General features: G+C 33.4%; 20 protein-coding genes. 13 read left to right on the top strand and 7 right to left on the bottom strand.

From position 1 onward, the window contains the following. Positions 1–2 precede the first annotated feature (2 nt). Positions 3–1,274, bottom strand: a complete 1,272-nt coding sequence (gene glyA, locus TD18_RS14070) for a serine hydroxymethyltransferase (protein ID WP_040253801.1) — start codon at positions 1,272–1,274, stop codon at positions 3–5. A 187-nt stretch (positions 1,275–1,461) separates the two neighbouring features. Here glyA and fahA point away from each other — a divergent pair, with 187 nt between their 5' ends. Together fahA and TD18_RS14060 are read left to right on the top strand one after the other, a co-directional pair. Then, positions 1,462–2,754 carry a fumarylacetoacetase gene (fahA, locus tag TD18_RS14065; protein WP_040253798.1) on the top strand — a complete coding sequence of 431 codons (1,293 nt, stop codon included), beginning with the start codon at positions 1,462–1,464 and terminating at the stop codon, positions 2,752–2,754. 112 nt (positions 2,755–2,866) lie between these two features. Next, positions 2,867–4,051 carry a hypothetical protein gene (locus TD18_RS14060; protein ID WP_040253796.1) on the top strand — a complete coding sequence of 395 codons (1,185 nt, stop codon included), beginning with the start codon at positions 2,867–2,869 and terminating at the stop codon, positions 4,049–4,051. A 98-nt stretch (positions 4,052–4,149) separates the two neighbouring features. On the opposite strand, the gene ytxJ is transcribed toward TD18_RS14060, so the two are convergent. Beyond that, a complete protein-coding gene (gene ytxJ / locus TD18_RS14055) occupies positions 4,150–4,530 on the bottom strand; it encodes a bacillithiol system redox-active protein YtxJ (RefSeq protein WP_040253793.1) in 381 nt (126 codons plus the stop codon). 172 nt (positions 4,531–4,702) lie between these two features. On the opposite strand from ytxJ, the gene clpB reads away from it, so the two are divergent. Continuing rightward, positions 4,703–7,312 (top strand): ATP-dependent chaperone ClpB, encoded by a 2,610-nt coding sequence (gene clpB, locus TD18_RS14050; RefSeq protein WP_040253791.1) that lies wholly within the window; start codon positions 4,703–4,705, stop codon positions 7,310–7,312. Between the two features lie 141 nt (positions 7,313–7,453). Next, complete coding sequence (locus TD18_RS14045; RefSeq protein ID WP_040253789.1) at positions 7,454–7,828, top strand: hypothetical protein; 375 nt, start codon at positions 7,454–7,456, stop codon at positions 7,826–7,828. A 95-nt stretch (positions 7,829–7,923) separates the two neighbouring features. Here the strand turns inward: TD18_RS14045 and TD18_RS14040 are convergent, their stop codons facing one another. Together TD18_RS14040 and TD18_RS14035 are read right to left on the bottom strand one after the other, a co-directional pair. Beyond that, positions 7,924–8,547 (bottom strand): OmpW/AlkL family protein, encoded by a 624-nt coding sequence (locus tag TD18_RS14040; protein ID WP_040253787.1) that lies wholly within the window; start codon positions 8,545–8,547, stop codon positions 7,924–7,926. A gap of 285 nt (positions 8,548–8,832) precedes the next feature. Further along, a complete protein-coding gene (locus TD18_RS14035; RefSeq protein WP_040253785.1) occupies positions 8,833–9,450 on the bottom strand; it encodes an OmpW/AlkL family protein in 618 nt (205 codons plus the stop codon). A gap of 432 nt (positions 9,451–9,882) precedes the next feature. Between TD18_RS14035 and deoC the strand changes: the two genes are divergently transcribed. The 3 genes from deoC to TD18_RS14020 all read left to right on the top strand — a co-directional run bounded on the left by deoC (position 9,883) and on the right by TD18_RS14020 (position 11,852). Further along, positions 9,883–10,539, top strand: coding sequence for a deoxyribose-phosphate aldolase (gene deoC / locus TD18_RS14030; RefSeq protein ID WP_040253782.1), 657 nt, complete (start codon positions 9,883–9,885; stop codon positions 10,537–10,539). Between the two features lie 34 nt (positions 10,540–10,573). After that, positions 10,574–11,272, top strand: coding sequence for a purine-nucleoside phosphorylase (gene deoD, locus TD18_RS14025; RefSeq protein ID WP_040253780.1), 699 nt, complete (start codon positions 10,574–10,576; stop codon positions 11,270–11,272). Positions 11,273–11,345: 73 nt separating this feature from the next. Next, a complete protein-coding gene (locus TD18_RS14020) occupies positions 11,346–11,852 on the top strand; it encodes a phosphoglycerate mutase family protein (protein ID WP_040253776.1) in 507 nt (168 codons plus the stop codon). Here the strand turns inward: TD18_RS14020 and TD18_RS14015 are convergent. Further along, positions 11,845–12,591, bottom strand: a complete 747-nt coding sequence (locus TD18_RS14015; protein WP_040253773.1) for a DUF6503 family protein — start codon at positions 12,589–12,591, stop codon at positions 11,845–11,847. The two genes, TD18_RS14020 and TD18_RS14015, sit on opposite strands and share 8 nt — an antisense overlap. Positions 12,592–12,707: 116 nt before the next feature. Between TD18_RS14015 and smpB the strand changes: the two genes are divergently transcribed. From smpB to TD18_RS14000, 3 genes are all read left to right on the top strand, one after another. Next, positions 12,708–13,166: an SsrA-binding protein SmpB gene (gene smpB / locus TD18_RS14010; protein ID WP_040253771.1), complete on the top strand. Its 459-nt coding sequence runs from the start codon at positions 12,708–12,710 to the stop codon at positions 13,164–13,166. A 167-nt stretch (positions 13,167–13,333) separates the two neighbouring features. Continuing rightward, positions 13,334–15,802, top strand: coding sequence for a DUF5686 and carboxypeptidase regulatory-like domain-containing protein (locus TD18_RS14005; RefSeq protein ID WP_040253768.1), 2,469 nt, complete (start codon positions 13,334–13,336; stop codon positions 15,800–15,802). 11 nt (positions 15,803–15,813) lie between these two features. After that, the gene (locus TD18_RS14000; protein ID WP_040253766.1) at positions 15,814–16,257 is read left to right on the top strand and encodes a cytochrome c oxidase assembly factor Coa1 family protein; all 444 of its coding nucleotides are present in this window, start codon (positions 15,814–15,816) and stop codon (positions 16,255–16,257) included. A gap of 5 nt (positions 16,258–16,262) precedes the next feature. Here TD18_RS14000 and TD18_RS13995 read toward each other — a convergent pair whose 3' ends face one another. After that, positions 16,263–17,558, bottom strand: a complete 1,296-nt coding sequence (locus TD18_RS13995; protein ID WP_040253764.1) for a T9SS type A sorting domain-containing protein — start codon at positions 17,556–17,558, stop codon at positions 16,263–16,265. A 3-nt stretch (positions 17,559–17,561) separates the two neighbouring features. Then, the gene (locus TD18_RS13990; protein WP_040253760.1) at positions 17,562–18,203 is read right to left on the bottom strand and encodes a protein-L-isoaspartate(D-aspartate) O-methyltransferase; all 642 of its coding nucleotides are present in this window, start codon (positions 18,201–18,203) and stop codon (positions 17,562–17,564) included. A gap of 156 nt (positions 18,204–18,359) precedes the next feature. On the opposite strand from TD18_RS13990, the gene TD18_RS13985 reads away from it, so the two are divergent. From TD18_RS13985 to TD18_RS13975, 3 genes are read left to right on the top strand one after another with little or no spacing between them, the layout of a single operon-like run. Continuing rightward, on the top strand, positions 18,360–19,319 hold the full coding sequence (locus TD18_RS13985; protein ID WP_040253757.1) for a Gfo/Idh/MocA family protein: 960 nt from the start codon (positions 18,360–18,362) through the stop codon (positions 19,317–19,319). Positions 19,320–19,375: 56 nt separating this feature from the next. Then, a complete protein-coding gene (locus tag TD18_RS13980) occupies positions 19,376–20,266 on the top strand; it encodes a 3-hydroxyacyl-CoA dehydrogenase family protein (RefSeq protein ID WP_040253755.1) in 891 nt (296 codons plus the stop codon). A 59-nt stretch (positions 20,267–20,325) separates the two neighbouring features. Continuing rightward, positions 20,326–21,564: a DUF1015 domain-containing protein gene (locus tag TD18_RS13975; protein WP_040253754.1), complete on the top strand. Its 1,239-nt coding sequence runs from the start codon at positions 20,326–20,328 to the stop codon at positions 21,562–21,564. The last annotated feature ends 82 nt before the right edge of the window (positions 21,565–21,646 follow it).

The following is a 21,646-nucleotide window of genomic DNA, read 5'->3' as shown; positions in this document are numbered from 1 at the left end:
TACTAAGAAAACAATGGCTTTCCACTCATCATTTCATTAACCTTGTCTGCAATAGCTTCGAGTTTCTTCTCATCGTCATGATTTTTAATAACGTCATCAATAAAAGCGACAATAGTTTCCATATCCGATTCTTTTAACCCTCTTGTAGTCACAGCTGCTGTTCCAACGCGAATTCCTGAAGTAACAAATGGGCTTTTATCATCAAAAGGCACCATGTTTTTATTGACTGTAATATCCGCTTTTCCAAGCGCTTCTTCAGCAGCTTTTCCTGTAATGTCTTTATTTCGAAGATCAATAAGCATCATATGATTATCGGTTCCTCCAGAAATAATATGATACCCTCTATTTACAAAAGCACTCGCCATTGCTGAAGCATTACGCTTCACTTGCAACATATAATGCATAAATTCGTCAGAAAGTGCTTCACCAAAAGCTATGGCTTTAGCAGCAATAATATGTTCTAAAGGTCCGCCTTGATTTCCAGGAAACACCGCAGAATCTAGAAGTGAGGACATTTTTTTCAAATTACCATTCTTAAGTTTGAGTCCGAAAGGATTGTCAAAATCTTTTCCCATCATGATTAATCCTCCACGTGGTCCACGTAATGTTTTATGAGTTGTAGTGGTTACTACATGGCAATGAGGTAAAGGATCGTTTAAAATACCTTTAGCAATTAAACCCGAAGGGTGAGAAATGTCGGCAAGTAATAAGGCATTTACACTATCGGCTATCTCACGAAAACGTTTAAAATCAATATCACGAGAATAGGCAGAAGCTCCAGCTATAATCATTTGAGGTTGTTCTCGAGTTGCAATTTCTTGGATTTTATCGTAGTTAAGTACACCTGTTTCTTCCTCTACGCCATAAAAAACGGGATTATATAATTTACCAGAAAAATTAACTGGTGAACCATGAGTTAAATGTCCACCATGTGATAAATCAAATCCTAAGATTTTATCGCCAGGTTTTAGGCAAGCAGCAAAAACGGCAGTATTGGCCTGACTTCCAGAATGTGGTTGAACATTTGCCCAAACAGCACCAAATAAAGTTTTTGCACGATCTATAGCAATTTGCTCAACCTCGTCAACAACTTCGCAACCACCATAATAACGTTTACCAGGATAACCTTCGGCATATTTATTAGTTAAAACAGAACCTGCAGCTTCCATCACTTGGTCACTCACAAAATTTTCTGAAGCAATGAGTTCTAAACCATTAATTTGTCGTTGTTTTTCAGCTTCTATCAGTTCGAATATTTGTTGATCGCGTTGCATAAATACTATTACATTTAAAATTTATCAAAAATAAGAAATCATCTTATGAAATGGTTTCAAAAAAAAGAGTTTAACGCAATGTTTTATGAGCAGGTTATTAACATTATTTTTTGAGAATTTATACAATTAAAACAAAAAAAAATATGTAGGTTTGAATAGAAAATAAAAACAAAAAATACTTCTAAATATGCCTTTATCAGCAAATGATCCAAATAGAACGTCTTGGTTATACGTGAACAAGTATTCTGATTTTCCAATTCAAAACATCCCTTTCGGAGTTTTTCTTACAAGAGAAGACATCATTACCATTGGTACTCGAATTGGAGATACAGCAATAGATCTTGGCGCTTTACATCAATTAGGCTACTTTGATGGCATTCCATTAACAGACGATATATTTCTTCAGGATACACTAAACGATTTTATTGCGGATGGAAGAAAAACATGGAGAGCTGTTAGAAATCGAATTGCACAAATTTTTGATGCCAATAATGACACGTTAAAAAATAACACAAAACATAAAGAGATTGTTTGCTTCAGATTAGACGAAATAGAAATGCAAATGCCTGTTTTGGTTGGAGATTATACAGATTTCTACGCCAGTAAAGAACATGCCACGAATGTTGGAACTATGTTTAGAGATCCTGATAATGCCTTACTTCCTAATTGGGTGCACATGCCAGTAGGATATCATGGTCGTAGTTCTTCAATAATCACGACTCATATCCCTGTTCACAGGCCTCAAGGTCAAACCATGCCTGAAGGAGCTGACACACCCGTTTTTGGTCCGAGTAAATTGGTCGATTTTGAATTAGAGATGGCTTTTATCACGACAGATGCAAATGATTTAGGTGAGCCTATACCAATAGATGAAGCTGAAGAATATATTTTTGGTTTAGTGTTATTTAATGATTGGTCTGCACGCGACATTCAAAAATGGGAATATGTACCTTTAGGTCCGTTTTTAGGGAAAAACTTTGCATCTTCAATGTCACCATGGATTGTAACCTTAGATGCTTTAGAACCTTTTAGAGTTGAAAGTCCGAAACAGAATCCAAAACCCTTACCTTATTTACAAACCAAGGGTAAAAAGAGTTTTGATATTCATTTAGAAGCAGGTATCCAACCTAAAGGTGGTAAAGAAACTACGGTTTGTAAATCAAACTTTAAATATATGTACTGGAATATGGCTCAACAACTTGCACACCATACTGTTAATGGTTGTCCGGTAAACTCTGGAGACATGATGGGAAGTGGAACAATTTCAGGACCAACGCCAGATTCGTATGGTTCGATGTTAGAATTAACTTGGAAAGGCACCAAACCTCTCAAAATGAAAGATGGTACAGAGCGTAAGTTTATTAACGATTACGACACGGTCATCATGAGAGGTTATTGTGAAAATGATGATGTACGTATTGGTTTCGGACAAGTAAAAACACAATTACTCCCTGTATTTAATCCGAAGAAAAAGAAGTAAACACTATTATCTTAAAAATTTAACTCGAAGTAAATCAATGATTTGTCTTCGAGTTTTTTGTTTGGCATCATATTTGGATTCTAATAGGAAACAATCACTTAAATCCAGAATTATGAAGCAATTACTACTCACAACAGTACTTCTTCTGGTACTAACATCATGTAGCGGAAGAAAACAAATTGAAAAAGCCATCAGTCATGGTAATTATGACCAAGCTATCAATGACGCGTTACGAAAACTTGAAAACAATAAAGACAAAAAGCGTAAGCAAGACTATATTGTCATGCTTGAAGAGGCTTATTACAAAGTTTTAGAGGAAGATGTAAAGGATCTTGAACATCTTAAAAAAGATGGCAATCCAGAGCAATTTAAAACAATCTATGAAATTTACGTAGATCTGGATGCTAGACAAAATGCAATAAAACGTGTCTTACCTTTACAAATAAATGGCAAAACACTGAATCTAAAATTCAATGATTATACGTCTGAAATTGTAAACTACAGATACAAAACCTCAGATTATTTAATTGATGAAGGCATTGCGCTTTTAGATTCTGATAACAAATATAATGCGAGAGAAGCTTATAATATTTTTAGTTATATAGAAAGCATCAACCCAAACTTTGAAGAGACGAGAAGCCTGATGACTGAAGCTCATAACAAAGGAACAGATTTTGTTATCGTTTCAATTGAAAATCAAACTTATCAAATCATTCCTCAGCAACTGGAAGCTGATTTGTTAAACTTTAATACTTATGGATTGGATAAGTTCTGGACGCAATATCACATTGATAGAGCTCAAGACATCACGTATGACTACGCTATGCAATTAAAGCTAAAGCAAATCAATATTTCACCAGAACAAGTGAACACAAGACAAGAGTTGAAACAAAAAACGATTGTTGATGGCTGGAAATTTAAAACGGATAGTGATGGAAATTTCGTAACGGATAGTCTTGGACAAAAAATTAAAATAGACAAAATTATTACTGTAAAAGCGAGATATTTTGAAACACATCAGTTTAAATCCACTCATGTATTAGCAGATGTTGTATTTACCGATTTGAGAGCAAATCAAATATTAGATGTATTTCCAATTGATAGTGAATTTATTTTTGAACATGTGTACGCAACTATTAGAGGAGATGAAAGAGCTCTAGACAGAAGAGAACTTGATTTAATTAGAGTAAGACCTCTGTATTTTCCAACTGATGCTCAAATGGTATATGACACAGGAGAAGACTTAAAATTGAGATTAAAAAATGTCATTAATTCGTATAAATTAAGAAGAGGTTAGTTCATTATAGTTTAAAAATAGAAACTCCCAAAGAATTATTTTGGGAGTTTTTATTTACTGATGATTTTTAGTAATCCATATTTTTTTCAACGATAACATTAAAATACACTCAAATCAATATCATTAATCGCTCCATGAGACGCATGAGCAACAGTTACTCCGTTTTTAATGATAAGCAACTGAGGCGATTGATGCATGACCTGAAATTTATAGCCAGCCTCATTGGACACATCGCGATAGCTCAACAAATCTAAATAATACAAATCTAAATTTGCATCTAAATCGTACATGTTAACAAATTGGTTCATCACCATACTGCTGATTCCACATCGTGTCGAATGCTTAAAAATCACTTGAGTTCTAGTGATCGAACGTTTTTCAATCTCATCCAATTGAGAAACCTCTGTAAGAGCTTGCCAAGGCAAGTCTTTTTCTTCTTTAGGTTCAGACGAACCAAAAATGTTTTTTAAAAATCCCATTTTTCTGTTTTTAGTTCAGTCGAAAACTTATACAAAGCTTACATTCTGACGAATCGTCATCTAAGCTCCAATAAATTCGGTCATTTTGTCGCTTATTTTCTATTACACTGAAATGGTAAGATTATTGACTTATACTTAACCAAAGTAATAATAAAAAAATTGAAATACTTATATGAACTTTAATAATTATACCATAAAATCTCAAGAGGCCATCCAGCAAGCGCAACAACTTGCTCAAAGCTTGGGACATCAACAAATAGAAAATGAACATATTATAAAAGCTATTTTTGAAGTTGATGAAAACGTATTGCCATTTATTCTTAAAAAATTAAACATCAATATCGATGTTTTAAAATTAGCACTTGATAAACAACTTGAAAGTTTTGCAAAGGTTTCAGGTGGAGATATCATGTTGTCCAGAGAGGCTAATAAAGCCTTAAATGAGGCTTCAATTATCGCAAAAAAAATGAACGATGAGTATGTTTCAGTGGAGCATTTAATCCTGGCTATTTTTAAATCGAATAGCAAAATTGCGCAAATGCTAAAGGATCAAGGTGCTACCGAAAAAGGTCTTAAAGCTGCTATTGATGAACTTAGAAAAGGTGATCGTGTGACTTCACAGAGTCAGGAAGACACTTACAATTCACTTAACAAGTATGCAAAAAATTTAAATCAGTTAGCTAAAGATGGTAAACTTGATCCAGTAATTGGTCGTGATGAGGAAATCAGACGTATTCTTCAAATTTTATCACGTCGTACCAAAAACAATCCAATCTTAGTCGGTGAACCAGGAACTGGTAAAACAGCTATTGCTGAAGGGTTGGCTCACAGAATTGTTGATGGTGATATTCCTGAAAACCTTATCGATAAACAAATTTATGCTTTAGATATGGGAGCATTAATTGCTGGTGCTAAGTATAAAGGTGAATTCGAAGAACGTTTAAAAGCAGTCATTAAAGAAGTTACTACAAGTGAAGGTGATATTGTCTTATTTATTGACGAGATTCATACGCTTGTTGGCGCTGGAGGCGGACAAGGCGCTATGGATGCAGCAAATATTTTAAAACCAGCTCTAGCTCGTGGAGAACTTCGTGCCATTGGTGCGACAACATTAGATGAATATCAAAAATATTTTGAAAAGGATAAAGCCCTCGAGCGTCGATTCCAAAAAGTGATGGTCGATGAACCTGATACCGAAAGTGCCATTTCAATTTTACGAGGTATTAAAGAAAAATATGAAACGCATCATAAAGTACGTATTAAAGATGAAGCTATTATTGGTGCAGTAGAATTGTCTGAACGCTATATTACCAATCGATTTCTTCCAGATAAAGCCATTGACTTAATGGATGAAGCTGCCTCTAAATTACGAATGGAAATCAATTCAAAACCTGAAGAATTAGACGTGCTTGATCGTAAAATCATGCAGCTCGAAATCGAAATAGAAGCGATCAAACGTGAGAAAGATGAAGCCAAATTAAAATCGCTACGTGCTGATTTAGCAAACCTGAAAGAGGAGCGTAATGAAATCAATGCGAAATGGAAAAGTGAAAAAGAAGTTGTAGATAATATACAAACTACCAAATCGAATATTGAAGAATATAAACTCGAAGCCGAACGTGCCGAGCGTGATGGTGATTATGGTAAGGTTGCCGAAATTCGCTACGGAAAAATTAAAGAAGCACAAGAAGCACTCGAAAAATTCCAGAATGAACTGAAAGAAAATCAAACAGGTAATTCATTAATTAAAGAGGAAGTTACTTATGATGATATAGCTGAAGTTGTAGCGAAATGGACAGGTATTCCTGTGACAAAAATGCTTCAAAGTGAACGTGACAAACTTTTAAAATTAGAAGACGAATTGCATAAACGTGTTGTCGGACAAGAAGAAGCCATTGTTGCTGTTAGTGACGCAGTAAGACGCTCAAGAGCAGGTCTACAAAATCCGCAAAAACCAGTTGGCACTTTCCTTTTCTTAGGAACAACAGGTGTTGGTAAAACAGAATTAGCTAAAGCGTTGGCTGAATACCTTTTTGATGATGAAAATGCCATGACTCGAATTGATATGAGTGAATATCAAGAACGTCATAGTGTAAGCCGTTTAGTTGGTGCTCCTCCAGGATATGTTGGTTATGATGAAGGCGGTCAACTCACTGAAGCTGTAAGACGTAAACCTTATTCTGTAGTATTATTAGATGAAATTGAAAAAGCACATCCTGATACCTTTAATATCTTACTACAAGTATTAGATGAAGGTCGATTAACAGATAACAAAGGTCGTGTTGCCGATTTCAAAAACACTATAATCATCATGACCTCCAATATGGGAAGTCAGATTATTCAGGAGCGTTTTGAAGCGACTAAAGATATTGAATCTGCTATGGAAGCGGCAAAAGTTGATGTTCTGGCATTATTAAAACAAAGCGTTCGTCCAGAGTTTTTAAACCGAATTGACGATACCATTATGTTTACACCTTTAACCAGAAAAGATATTAAAGCGATCGTTGGTTTACAGTTAAAAGGTGTTCAAAAAATGATTGCAAAACAAGGCATTACCTTTGACGCAACACCTGAAGCTATAACATATTTAGCTGAAAAAGGCTATAATCCTGAATATGGCGCGAGACCTGTGAAAAGAGTGATTCAAAAAGAAGTTTTAAATGCTTTGAGTAAAGAAATTTTATCTGGAAAAATAACAACAGATAGTATCATTTTACTTGATGCTTTTGATGACAAGTTAGTATTTAGAAATGAAGCCAGTTTCGTTTCCGAAGAATTATAATCATCTCATGTAACAAAATCATGATATAGAAGTCTTTTAAGTGGTTGGTTAGTTGAAAAGCAATGCGAGTTTTAGAAATAAAACAAGTGTTGCTTTTCTTTTGCCTATTACTTTTTTGTAATTTATAGCAAACTTAAAAACATGGGAATCATTAAATATTTAGATTATGAAGATTTTGAACTTTTCATTTTCGACAACTTTATTATAAACCAAGTTAAAGAAGGCGCATCAATTGAGCCACATCATAATGAACTACTTAATGAAATTGTTCAAGAACATTTCAGTAATAGAGATATGGTTTATGTGTCTAATCGTGTAAAATCATATTCTGTAAATCCTTTGATTTATCCAAAAACTGAGACCATTCCAAATGTAATCGCTATTGCTATGATTCCAAAAACAGAAGTGATGCGAAAAAATGCAGAGTATGAACGACAATTTTATGACAAACCTTATGAGATATTTAACAACTTAACTGATGCCATGAATTGGGTTCAAGAATTGGTGAGTAATTAGGATTTCATTTAACAACGTCATATTTACTAACTTCGTTATAATTAAAAAGGTCACCAAATAGTGACCTTCTCCAAATATATATTATCGATTCAAAATTAGAATTTCATTCCTACACCAAAACCCATAATAAGTGGATCGAGGTTGGCTTCTACTTTACTGGCATTATCATTATTAGGTGTTACTTCCGTCTTTAAAAAAATCTTTTTTAAATCTAAGTTTATAAACCATTTATCATTTAAATTGTAATCAATTCCTGCCTGAAGTGCATATCCTATTTCATTTTTATAAGAAATAGCATCTAAATCTCCTGCATCTTCACCGTAGAATATTGTATAGTTCAAACCAGCTCCAATATAGGGTTTAAAATCATCCAAATCAAAATGATACTGTAAACATAGTGTTGGTGGCAATAATGAAACAGATCCTAAATTAGCCTCATCTTTAATTTCTACATCGTGATTAGATGTTGTTAACATTAACTCAAGAGCAATATTTTTGCTTAAGAAATAAGTAATGTCTACTTCTGGTGCAAATGCTGTAGATATATCAGGCTTAAATCCACTGATAGCATCATAAAAATAAGGTGCTGGTGATACAGCGATAGCTCTAATTCGTAGTTGCCATTTACTATAATCATCATCTGGAATATCTTCCTCTTGAGCTTGAGCATTAAAAATAAACAAGGAAGCTAAAACTGTACTAAAAATTAATTTTTTCATAAAACGTTAGTATTAATAATTATGGTAAGATATATAATTTAATATTTAATGCAAAAATATTACTTGAATACAGATAATTATTTGACAAATTATAAATCAATAAATATCAAATATATCCTTATAAAATTAGTTGAAAATAAATTTTGAATAGGGATAAGGTGTATTATCTGTCATACTCTTTTTAATGATTCATGTGGTCTTTAAACCCAATAGATTATATTATAAATAATAGACGAGCCTATTAAGACTCGTCTATATGTTAGATAATTAATTTTTATACCAAAGTTAGAATTTCATTCCTACTCCAAAACCAATAACTAATGGATCAATACCCACTTTTGAACTTTCTGTTGCTCCTTTAGGAGTTACATCTGTTTCCAAAAACAACTTCTTAAGATCAAGATTTAAAAACCATTTTTCATTTAAATTATAATCAACACCTGCTTGTAGTGAAAACCCAATGGTATTTTCATAATCAATATCCTCTAAATCACCACCATCTACACCATAAAAGATTGTGTAATTAATACCAGCACCTAGGTAAGGTTTAAAGTTATCTGCATAAAAATGATATTGCAAGTTCAATGTTGGAGGCAATAACCAAACATGTCCTAAATCTGGTCCGTTTTTGATATTAACATCATGTTTAGTCGTTGCCAATATTAATTCTGCAGCAATATTTTTATTAAAAAAATAAGTGAAATCAAATTCTGGTGTAAAAGCTGTTGAGATATCAACATCCACACCATCTATGTCATCGCTAGGCGAAGGAATTACCGAAAGAATTCTGAAACGAACTTGCCATTTACTAAAATCATCATTTGACATCGCATTATCATCTTGTGCTTGTGCGTTAAAAACAAATAAACAAGCTAAAATTGCACTAAAAATTACTTTTTTCATGATCTATGTATTTAATATTTAATACAAAAATATTGTACGTTGTATCATTAAATACTGACATAAGTCATAGGTTATAACATTTGTTTTTCTTCAATATTAATAAGATTGATTAGGGTTTGATATTAAATAATTTGTTAGTTCAACCTGAAAAGAAAAATCTTCATATTAACTAGTCCTTTTACAAATTAATTGACGTAAAAAAATAATATCGCAAGTTCCTTTTTATGAAAGACTTAGATTTCCTTAAATAATTTATTCGATGAACTGCACAATAAAAACAAACTTTTTACATTAGTATTTGCATATAAATATTAACTTTGAATTGCTATTAATTCCAAAACAGCTTAAGACAACTATTAAATTTTGTCCAAGTAAATCCCTCTACTTGTAGAGAATTATTAAGTCATTTTCAAATACCTACTAAAGAATACCATGGAATTAAATAAATATATAGACCACACACTACTAAAATCTACTGCCACAGAACGAGATATTATAGACCTTTGTAACGAAGCGAAAAAACATAAGTTTTTTTCAGTATGCATTAATAGCAGCTACATCCCATTGGCAAAACAACTTTTAAAAGGATCTACAGTAAAAATTTGTACTGTTGTTGGTTTTCCTTTAGGAGCAACCGCAACAAGCACCAAAGTTTTTGAAGCTAAACAAGCCATAGAAGCTGGCGCTCAAGAAATTGACATGGTCATAAATATTGGTTTTTTAAGAAGTAAAAACTACGTTGAAGTTTTTAAGGACATAAGTGATGTTAAACTTGCTATTGGAAAAATACCTCTTAAAGTTATTATTGAAATTAGTGAGTTGTCAAAAAACGATATTGTTAAAGCTTGCGAAATTTGTTTAGATGCTAAAGCCGATTTTGTAAAAACATCTACTGGTTTTTCAAAAAGTGGAGCAACGCTCACTGCTGTTAAAATCATGAAAAAGACAGTTAAAGATCGTGCAAAAATAAAAGCTTCTGGTGGCATTGGAGATTTTGAAACAGCTAAAAAATATATTGAAATTGGTGTCGACAGAATAGGCACGTCTAAAGGTGTTGCAATTGTTTCTGAACAAATGTCTGAAGCCTAAACCAAAATACTTCATTTTTTTTTACCTTTAACGCATGAGTGTACATATCGAGGCCAAAAAAGGCGAAATTGCAGAGACTATTTTATTACCTGGTGATCCATTGCGAGCTAAATGGATAGCCGAAACATTTTTTGAAAACCCTAAGTGCTTTAATAAGGTTAGAGGAATGCTTGGCTATACTGGCACACACAATGGTAAACCTATTTCTGTAATGGGAACAGGAATGGGAGTTCCTAGTATTTCCATCTATGCACACGAACTTATTACAGAATATGGTGTTAAAAACTTGATTCGAGTTGGTAGTGCTGGCTCATATCAAAAATATGTAAAAATAAGAGATATTGTCTTAGCAATGGCTGCCTCTTCTAATTCTGGAATTAATAACTCAAGATTTGATGGTGCCTATTATGCGCCTACTGCTAACTTTGAATTATTTATAAAGGCTGTTGAAATTGCAAAACAAAAAAATATTCCTATAAAGGCTGGTAACGTATTATCGTCTGATGAATTTTATGAAGACGATAGCGATTCTTACAAAAAGTGGTCTAAATTCGATGTATTATGTGTAGAAATGGAAGCTGCTGGATTGTATACGGTTGCTGCTAAACATGATGTTAAAGCATTGGCCATACTTACCATTTCTGATTCGTTAGTGACCGGAGAACATACAACTAGTAAAGAGCGTGAAACGACGTTTAAAAGCATGATTGACATTGCTTTAGAATTGGCATAAGTTGTAATTTTAACTTATATTTTTGGCGCCTATTTATAAGTGTTTTATATATTTACGCAAAACACTCACGACAATGAAATATGTTCTAATAATAGCTTTTGCCTTAAGTTTTATTGTTCCTGTAAATGCACAGGAATCTTTAAATTCTACAACAACCTATTACCTTATTCGGCATGCTGAAAAAGACAGAAGTGATGAAACCAACAGTGATCCTCATTTAAATGAAGATGGGTTGGAGAGAGCAGAAAACTGGAGTAAAGTTTTTGAGCATATCGATTTTGATGCTGTTTTTTCCACAGAATACCACCGAACAATAGAAACTGCAACGCCAACAGCAAATTCTAAAAATCTTGAGATTTCATTTTACGATCCAAGACATTTATATTCTGAAGAATTTGCTAACGAAACTCATGGAAAAACTGTTTTAGTTGTTGGTCATAGTAATACAACGCCTGCTTTTGTAAATGCTATTTTAGGCGAACAAATACATGAAGACATTGACGATAATGACAACAGTTGCCTATTTATAGTAACAATTTCTGGCAACAATAAGATTGATCAGGTATTGAAAATCAATTAACCTGTACATTTTCTAATTCTATTTTAGACAACAGTTTTAATCCTCCGTTTTCAAATAATTTTGGTAAATCTGAAAGTGCCACAGAAACAGCATTTGGCGTATAGTTTTTGTAATCAACAAATCGAATATCCTTAACGTAACGCTCATTGTAGGCTTCTCTGAAACGTATACCAAATCCATCTTCTTCTTCATAGGAATACGCTAAATAATCTGCTTTAAATGTCTCTTTATTTATCCAGTATAAAAATACATCCTGATAGTCTTCTCCTCCTCCATCTTGATCGAATGTAACTTTAATTGTATAGTAGTTTTCACCTTTTATCTCTGTATCTCCCAAAAGAATCTTATTTACTGCTTTATCATTTAAACCATAAGGCAACACCGAAAAATAATGTACCGAATTTACAGAGGCAGAATATTTTACTTTCATGGAATCTTCAACAAAAATCGCTTCCTTACCATTTAGATACCGATCGAATCCTTTATTACTCAACACATCCAAAATTGAATCTTTACCGGCTTCAATAGTAAGTCTCATTAATGAAAATTTACCTTTATGTCTCTGAGCCGAATAATACCGATCTCTAAAATCGAAATCAATTACTGAAGAATCAACCTTATCACTTCCTGATACGTTTATAGATGAATTAATAATGGCATCAGCTGATAGTTTTTTAGATTCAGTTTTTTTGCAATTCAGAATAATACAAGAAAAAAATATTAAATAAATATATTTCATGATGGCAAATTAGTTTATAATTTTAAGTCGTAAAGCTACACATTCAATTACATTAAAATTAAAACTTATAACATACAAACTTTTTACTTTTAACTATTAAAACTACCTTTGTGTCTATGCAAAAACCAGTTAACATTAAGAATAAGAAAGCAAAGTTTGAGTACGAAATTCTCGATACTTACACTGCTGGAATTGTATTAACTGGTACCGAAATCAAATCCATTCGAGATAGCAAAGCCTCTATTGCTGAAGGGTTTTGCGAGTTTAATGATAAAGGTGAGTTGTTTGTGATTAACATGACCATTCAAGAATATATGTATGGTAATTATTATAATCACAAACCAAAAGCAGAACGAAAATTATTACTCAATAAACGTGAACTCAAAAAGCTTGAAAAAGAGGTTAATATCAAAGGAAATGCTATTATTCCGCTACGTTTGTTTATCAATGACAAAGGTTTAGCCAAACTGGAAATTGCCTTAGGAAAAGGTAAAAAATTATTCGACAAGCGCGATAGCATCAAAGATCGTGACAATAAACGAAACTTAGATCGTATCAAAAAAATCTACAAATAGATGAACTCTTTTGGCATCTTAATTGTAGAATAAAATTTAACTATTACATTAGTTTTATTTAGTATTGTTTAACAATCGACATCTATTTAATTGCCTAAGTTTGACAATCATCAGGCAACCTTTTCCATTAAAAGTGTGTCTATAGTATAAAGACCATCAATTACCATATGAAGACAAAACTACTCTCTACTCTTTTATTACTTTTTGTAGGCATTTCAAATGCACAAATTAAAGGAACCGTTACAGATACAAAAGACAAGCCATTACCTTTCGTAAATATTTTTATTGAAAACACCTATAAAGGCACAACCAGTAATGAAGATGGCAATTATGAACTCAACATCACTGAACCTAATACTTATACTGTAGTGTTTCAATTTTTAGGCTATAAAACCGTAAAAAAAACTGTAAATATTGAATCATTTCCTTACGAACTTGATGCATCTTTAGCTGATGAAGAAATTTCTTTAAATGAAGTGGTAATCACAACTGGTGAGAATCCTGCAAATGTTATCATGAGGCAAGCCATAGCCAAGCGAAAGGAAAATCTTGAGAAAATTCAGAGTTATAAAGCCGATTTCTATTCTCGTGGTCTGATCAGAATTAAAGATGCTCCTGAAAAGATTCTCGGACAAGACATTGGAGATCTTGGTGGTGGATTAGATTCAACTCGAAGTGGTGTGATTTATTTATCTGAGACCATCTCAAAATTGGAATTTTTAAGACCAAATAAACTCAAAGAAAAGATACTGGCTTCAAAAGTCAGTGGTGATGATAAGGGATTTAGCTTTAATAATGCTATCGACGTAGAATTTGATTTATACAATAACACCATCGAACTTGGCAATCAAATCATCTCTCCAATCGCTAATAATGCCTTTGGTTATTATCGCTATACATTAGAAGGTGTTTTTTATGATGACAGAGGAAACCTCATTAATAAAATCAAAGCCATACCTCGTCGTGAAAACGATCCGGTTTTTGAAGGGTTTATTTACATTGTTGAAGACCAATGGACGATCTATGCTGCCGAACTCGATATTACTGGAGTACAAGCCCGAATTCCTGCAGTAGATAAAATCACCATTACCCAGAATTATGCATACTCTGAACAGAATAAAATTTGGACCAAAATGTCCCAAAACATCGATTTTAAATATGGTCTGTTTGGCATCAAAGGTGATGGCCGATTCACGGCTGTGTATAGTAATTATAGTATTAATCCTGGTTTGACACGTAAAGACTTTTCTAAAGAAATTGTGTCTTTTGCTGAAGAAGCTAATAAAAAAGATTCGTTGTTCTGGACTTCAATTAGACCTGTCCCGTTGACTGAAGAAGAGATAACAGACTACATCAAAAAGGATAGCATTCAAATTGTAAAAGACTCTAAAGTGTATAAGGATTCTGTTGATAAGGTGAATAATAAATTCAAGGTCAGCAATATCATTGGAGGCTACACCTTTAATAATACGTATGAAAACTGGAGCGCTGGAATTACCTCTCCAATTGAAGCCATTAGTTTCAATACTGTTCAAGGCTGGAATGGAAATATTGGTGGTTTCTACACTAAAAATTTCGATGAGTATAAACGCTTCTTAACCGTAAATGGAAATATCAATTACGGATTTAGTGACGATCGATTGAGAGGCACACTATCTGCGACCTATAAATTTAATAACACAAGTAGACCGTTTTTAACGCTTTCCGGAGGAATCCAGGCAACTCAATTTAATGCTACCGAACCTATTTCAAGATTTGAAAACACGGTTGCATCTTTGTTTTTTGAAGACAATTATATGAAGTTGTATGATCGTAGTTTTGTTCAGGCTAGTTATTCCGAAGAACTATTTAACGGATTCCGATTGTATACAACCTTGAGCTATGAAAGACGTAAGGCTTTATTTAACACTACTGAACAAGTGTTTTATCCAGAAGACGACGATGTCTATACCAGCAATAATCCTTTAGATGAATCGGCTTATGGCATTGCTCCTTTTGAAACACATAACTTAGTGAAGCTGAATGTGGCTGCACGAATTAATTTCGGACAAGAATACTTGAGTTATCCTGATAGTAAATTCAATATTACCAAAGATAAGTATCCTACACTACTCGTTGGTTATGAAAAAGCATTAGGTGCAACCAATGAAGATTATAATTTTGATCAGGTAAAAGCAAGACTTTATCAGTCGTTTAATATATCTAATAAAGGTCGATTCAGTTATAACATCAGAGCTGGAAAATTCTTTAATGCAGATGATATATCATTCGTCGATTTCCAACATTTCAACGGAAACCAAATTCATGTAAGCAGATCAGGAAATTATACGGATGTCTTTAACAATCTCGGGTATTATGATTTAAGTACGAATGATTCGTATTTAGAAATGCATGCTGAACACGATTTTAACGGATTTATTCTGAGCAGAATTCCGTTATTGAAAAAACTTAATTTCAATTTAGTCATTGGTGCTCATACTTTAGCAACTCCAGATTTCAAACCATATCAGGAATATACAATTGGTTTAGACAATATTGGTTGGGGAAAATGGCGTTTTTTACGAGTTGACTATGTAAGATCTTACCAAAGTGGCTTTGCAAGTGATGCTGTTTTATTTGGATTGAAATTCTTTTAAAATCAAAAATTTTGAGCAATAATGATATAAGACAAGGAAACTGGATGCAACGTCACTTGAAGTGGTTTGTACCAACAATTTTAGTGTCTTTATTACTGGTTGTATTCTTTTCTTCTGGATTAAACAAGATGACTTCTGACTTAACTTTAGCTTATTCTGACACTGAATTATACAGCAAAGCTCTAGAAAAAGTCAATACAAATGAAACGGTCAAGACGATTTTAGGCGACATAGAACCTATTGATCAACTTGCGATATTAGAAGGTCAGGTGAACTATTCTGAAGATAACACCAAGGTAAAATCATCCATTCGAATTATTGGCACTAAAGGAAAAGCAAAACTTGATATTATTACAAATAAAGTCGAAACAAAATGGATTTATAAAACCATAGTTGTAAGAATTAAACAACCGAAAGACCAACAACAAACGATAACAATTCTTTCTGAAGATTAGTCTGTTTAGTTTTTTATCAGCTTAAACGTTTCTTGTAAACCTTCAGAAGAAACGCTCATAAAATACAATCCTGAAGCCAAATTTGAGGTATCAATTTGCGCCTGATTTTGAAACTTTGCAACCTGCTTTCCGAAGCTATCATAAAGCTTCACATCAAAATTAACGAGTTGAGATTCAATAGAGATCACATTCTGAAACGGATTTGGCCTCACAGAAATTGTTCCTCGCTGATATTCAGAAACACCTAGCAAATCACAGTATGGATTTGTAGTTGAAGTTGTAGAAAATGAACCATTATTCACAGACCAATTTTCCCAAAATGTTTCATACGGATTTCCAAAACCAAAACCGCTAACATAAGTATAATAATCTCCATTAGGTGTTCCAGGTATTTTAACCACTTGCAGAGCTTCTCCATTTATATTCCACGTTAATGGCTGTCCAGGCACACAATTTTCAGGTAAAAAATCTTGTTCATTTTCAAAAGTGCAAAATGAATTTAAAAAATACGCGTATTCAGGATAATTGGGATAATCTCCATACACATAAGCTCGACCAAAATTATCAATACAAACTGCAGTATATTCGTTGCATGCTATTCCTAAAGCATAAGTATTATTATCAGTGGCATATCGTGCTAAAAAAGCAGCATGACGACCTCTTCGATCTGGATCATCGTAATGTGTATCTGTAATCACATGCTCTAAAAACGGAATCTCTAAAAAGTCATTATAACCTAAAGTCATCCTATTATGGTAAGGATCTGACAAGGCTTGAGCATTGGTTACTGTTCCATTTTCAGCAGAGAAATAACCGCTTCCTAAAATGGCCATTCCAGCACTGGTTCCACCAATCACACCTTGTTTTGTGTTTATGAAACTATTTAGAGTGTCTTCCATGGCATTATCCTTAAAAAAACTCACATAATCAAACTGATCACCACCTGCAAACCAAATTGCCTCAGCATTAGCAACTTTATCAAGCACATATGGATCTATCGCTCCAGCTTCATTATTAATCACAAATGTAGTGACTGAGTTTATCGCTACTCCTAGATCTGTATAAAAATAGTCGTTATAACCATCACTTCCAGATGCTCTTAAAACGACCACATCTCCTCCATTAGCCTTATTTAAAAACCAAATCATGGCATTATCATTTTCACTAGCTCCTCCCATCATACAAATACCAAACTCATGATTTGTATCCACATCTGTAGAACTTCCAGTTGCGTACTCGGTATAATTTTGAGACACTACTAATTGCGTCAATAATGTACATAAAAGTGTTATTTTTTTCATCGTCTAGTTTTTATCTTCTAGTAAAGGTACAAATCTAAATTCTCCGAACTCATGTTGCTCAAACTCTTTTGGTCCTTTCCTAATAAACAAAGTCATTATTTGAACCTCATCACCAACAGGAATAACCAAACGTCCTCCTATTTTTAATTGACTCAATAAAGGTTTCGGAACAAAAGGTGCGCCTGCCGTGACAATAATACTATCAAAAGGCGCTTCTTCTTCCAAACCAATGTAACCATCACCAAAAATGAGTTTCTTAGCTCTGTATCCTAATTTAGGTAAAAATTTACTGGTTTTCTTATACAGCTCATGCTGCCGCTCAATACTAAAGACTTTGGCACCTAACAAACATAAAACAGCTGTTTGATAACCGCTTCCTGTTCCTATTTCCAAAACCTTGTGACCAGGTTTAATGTGTAATAATTCACTCTGAAAAGCCACTGTATAGGGTTGTGAAATGGTTTGATCAGCAGCAATGGGAAATGCTTTGTCCTGATAGGCATGGTCTAAAAAACTAGAATCCATAAAAAGATGTCTCGGAATTTTACCGATGGCATCCAATACCTTTTCGTCTTTAATACCTTTAGCTTCTAAAATAGCGACAAGTTGTTGTCGTAAGCCCTTGTGTTTAAATGTGTCTTTCAAAGTAGTTAAGTTTACTAGGTAAAAATAATTGAAACATTTTTATACTGAAAGTTAAATCTCATAGTTTTATCAACTAGCCAAAAAGTGACATTATTTATTGTAAAATTCACATAAATAAACTTTGAAAAATCTTATTTTTGTTAAAAACGTAAAACAATGCTAAAAGCTGGTGTTCTTGGTGCTGGTCACCTGGGTAAAATTCATTTAAGACTTCTTAATCAATCTGAAAAATATGACCTTGTTGGTTTTTATGATGCAGACGAAACGAATGCAAAAAAAGTAGTAGAAGAGTTTGGGTATACTTACTTTGATACTATTGAAGCGCTTATTGATGCTGTGGATATGGTGGATATTGTAACACCAACGCTATCACATTATGACTGCGCAAAAAAGGCAATTGCCAAAGGAAAACATATTTTTATAGAAAAACCCATTACGAATACTGTTGAAGAAGCCGAACATATTAGAGAACTATTAGCAGAGCATGATATTCGAGGTCAAGTTGGTCATGTAGAGCGATTTAATCCAGCCTTTATTGCAGTTAAGGAACAAATCAAAAATCCGATGTTTATTGAAACCCATCGCTTGGCCGAATTTAATCCTCGTGGTACTGATGTTCCTGTGGTATTAGATTTGATGATTCATGATATCGATATCATCTTAAGTGTTGTAAAATCTAAAGTGAAAAATGTGTCTGCAAGTGGTGTTTCAGTTATTAGTGACACACCAGATATTGCGAATGCTCGTATTGAATTTGAAAACGGCTGTGTTGCCAATTTAACTGCAAGTCGAATTTCGCTAAAAAACATGCGTAAAACTCGCTTTTTTCAAAAAGATGCATACATCTCTGTTGATTTTCTAGAAAAGAAATGTGAAGTAGTCAAAATGAAAGATGCACCTGAGCAACCTGGTGATTTTGATATGATTCTACAAAATGCTGAAGGCATCAAAAAACAAATCTATTTTGATAATCCTGATGTTGCAAATAACAATGCTATTTTGGATGAATTAGAAACCTTCGCAGACGCTATAAACAATAATACTACTCCAGTGGTTACGCTTCATGATGGTACTGAAGCATTACGCGTTGCGACTATGATTATAGACCAGTTTTAAATTAGCTCAAGGTTCTACAAAATGAATAAAACATATTAAATTTCAAATCAAAACTAATGAAAAATGTAGCTGTTATTGGAGCTGGAACGATGGGAAACGGAATTGCCCACACTTTTGCTCAATCTGGATTTAAAGTACAATTAATAGACATAAGTGAAGCCTCTTTAAAACGAGGAATGGACACCATTGCCAAAAATTTAGATCGTATGGTGGCCAAAGAAAAAATTACTGAAGCCGATAAACAAACAACACTAGATAATATTACAACATTCACAAGTGTAACTGAAGGTGTTGAATATGCAAGTCTGGTCGTTGAAGCGGCCACTGAGAACATCGATTTAAAGCTAAAGATTTTCAAGCAATTAGACGAAGCTTGTCCTGAAGACACTATCTTAGCTACAAACACGTCTTCAATTTCAATTACTCAAATTGCAGCTGTAACGTCTCGACCAGAAATGGTCATTGGTATGCACTTCATGAATCCTGTTCCAATCATGAAATTAGTTGAAATAATTCGTGGTTACAACACTAGTGATGAGGTAACTAAAACCATTATGGAATTATCAAAAACACTAGGTAAAATTCCAACAGAAGTGAATGATTATCCTGGATTTGTGGCAAACCGAATTTTAATGCCAATGATAAACGAATCTATTGAAACACTTTACAATGGTGTTGCTGGTGTTAGCGACATTGATACCGTTATGAAATTAGGAATGGCACATCCAATGGGTCCATTACAATTAGCTGATTTTATCGGACTTGATGTTTGTTTATCAATTTTGAATGTGATGTATGACGGATTTAAAAATCCGAAATACGCACCTTGTCCTCTATTAGTAAATATGGTGAGAGCTGGTAAATTAGGCGTGAAATCTGGTGAAGGTTTCTATGATTACTCTGAAAGTAGAAAAGCAGAACGTGTGTCAAAACAATTTCAAAAGTAAAATGGCATTAGGCATAAGTAATGAACACAACTAATTCCTATTCCATAATTACTTAAATCATGGCAAAAGTAATTCCTTTTAAAGCCGTAAGGCCAACAAGAGCTATAGTAGGCTTGGTTGCTGCAAGACCTTATCAAAGTTATACTGTAGATGAGCGCGAATCTCGCATGGATTATAATCCGTTTAGTTTTCTTCATATCGTAAATCCTGGTTATAAATACGATCAAGTGATTACTGGTGAAGACCGCTACAAACTGGTTAAGAATAGGTATTTGGAATTTAAAGAGGATGGCATTTTTGTTCAAGATAAAAAGCCTTCGTTTTATGTTTATAAGATTGTCAATAGACACGGACAAAAATTTAGTGGCATTATTGCTGCAACAAGTGCTGAAGATTATGAAAATGATGTCATCAAAAAACATGAAGATACGTTAGCTAAACGTGAAGAAACATTTAAAACTTACTTAAAAACAGTCGGTTTTAACGCAGAACCTGTTCTACTCACCTATCCTGATAATGCTATCATTTCTGAAATTATTAAAGAAACTCAAAAAAGTTATGCCGAATTTGAGTTTACCATGACCTATAGAGATACGCATTACTTATGGAAGCTTGATGATGAAAACACTATTGCTGTGATTCAGAAAGAATTTGAGAAAATGAATACCATTTACATAGCAGATGGTCATCATCGCTCGGCTTCTTCGTATTTGTTATATGCAGATGAAAAAGCAAATAATCCAAATCACAATGGTTCTGAAGCTTATAATTTTTTTATGTCATATCTCATTCCTGAATCTGAATTGGTGATTCATGAATTTAACAGATTAGTAAAAGATTTAAATGGTTTAAGCAAAGAGGAATTTTTAATCCAACTGGATGCTTTATATCGAATTGAAAACAGAGGCATTATGCCTTACAGTCCGTCCAAACCACATCATTTCAGCATGTATTTAGACGGTGAATTTTATTCTTTATACTTAAGAAAAACCAGTTATGAATTTAATACCGCTTTAGACCAGCTTGATGCGCAGCTTTTATATGAAACTATTTTACAGCCAGTTTTAGGCATTCATGATTTACGAAACGATAATAGAATTGAATATGTAAACGGAAGGCACGAAATGATTACAATTAAAAGTAGCGTCGATAGTGGTGAATTTATGGTTGGCTTTGGTATGTGTCCGACAACCGTTGAACAAATGAAGCAAATTGCTGACGAAGGCTTAAAAATGCCTCCAAAAAGCACTTATATTCTTCCAAAACTGAGAAGTGGCATTACAGTTTATGAATTTTAAAATTAAGTTTAGTTGATTGTTATTTAGTCGTTAAGTTAAAAACTCAACATCTTTACAACGTTACAACTTTACAACTTTACAA

The organism is Psychroserpens mesophilus, assembly GCF_000826645.1.
In the GTDB taxonomy this organism is placed as follows: domain Bacteria; phylum Bacteroidota; class Bacteroidia; order Flavobacteriales; family Flavobacteriaceae; genus Psychroserpens; species Psychroserpens mesophilus.
The sequence above is the reverse complement of the archived record's forward strand: the minus strand, read 5'-3'. Positions and strand labels throughout refer to the sequence as shown.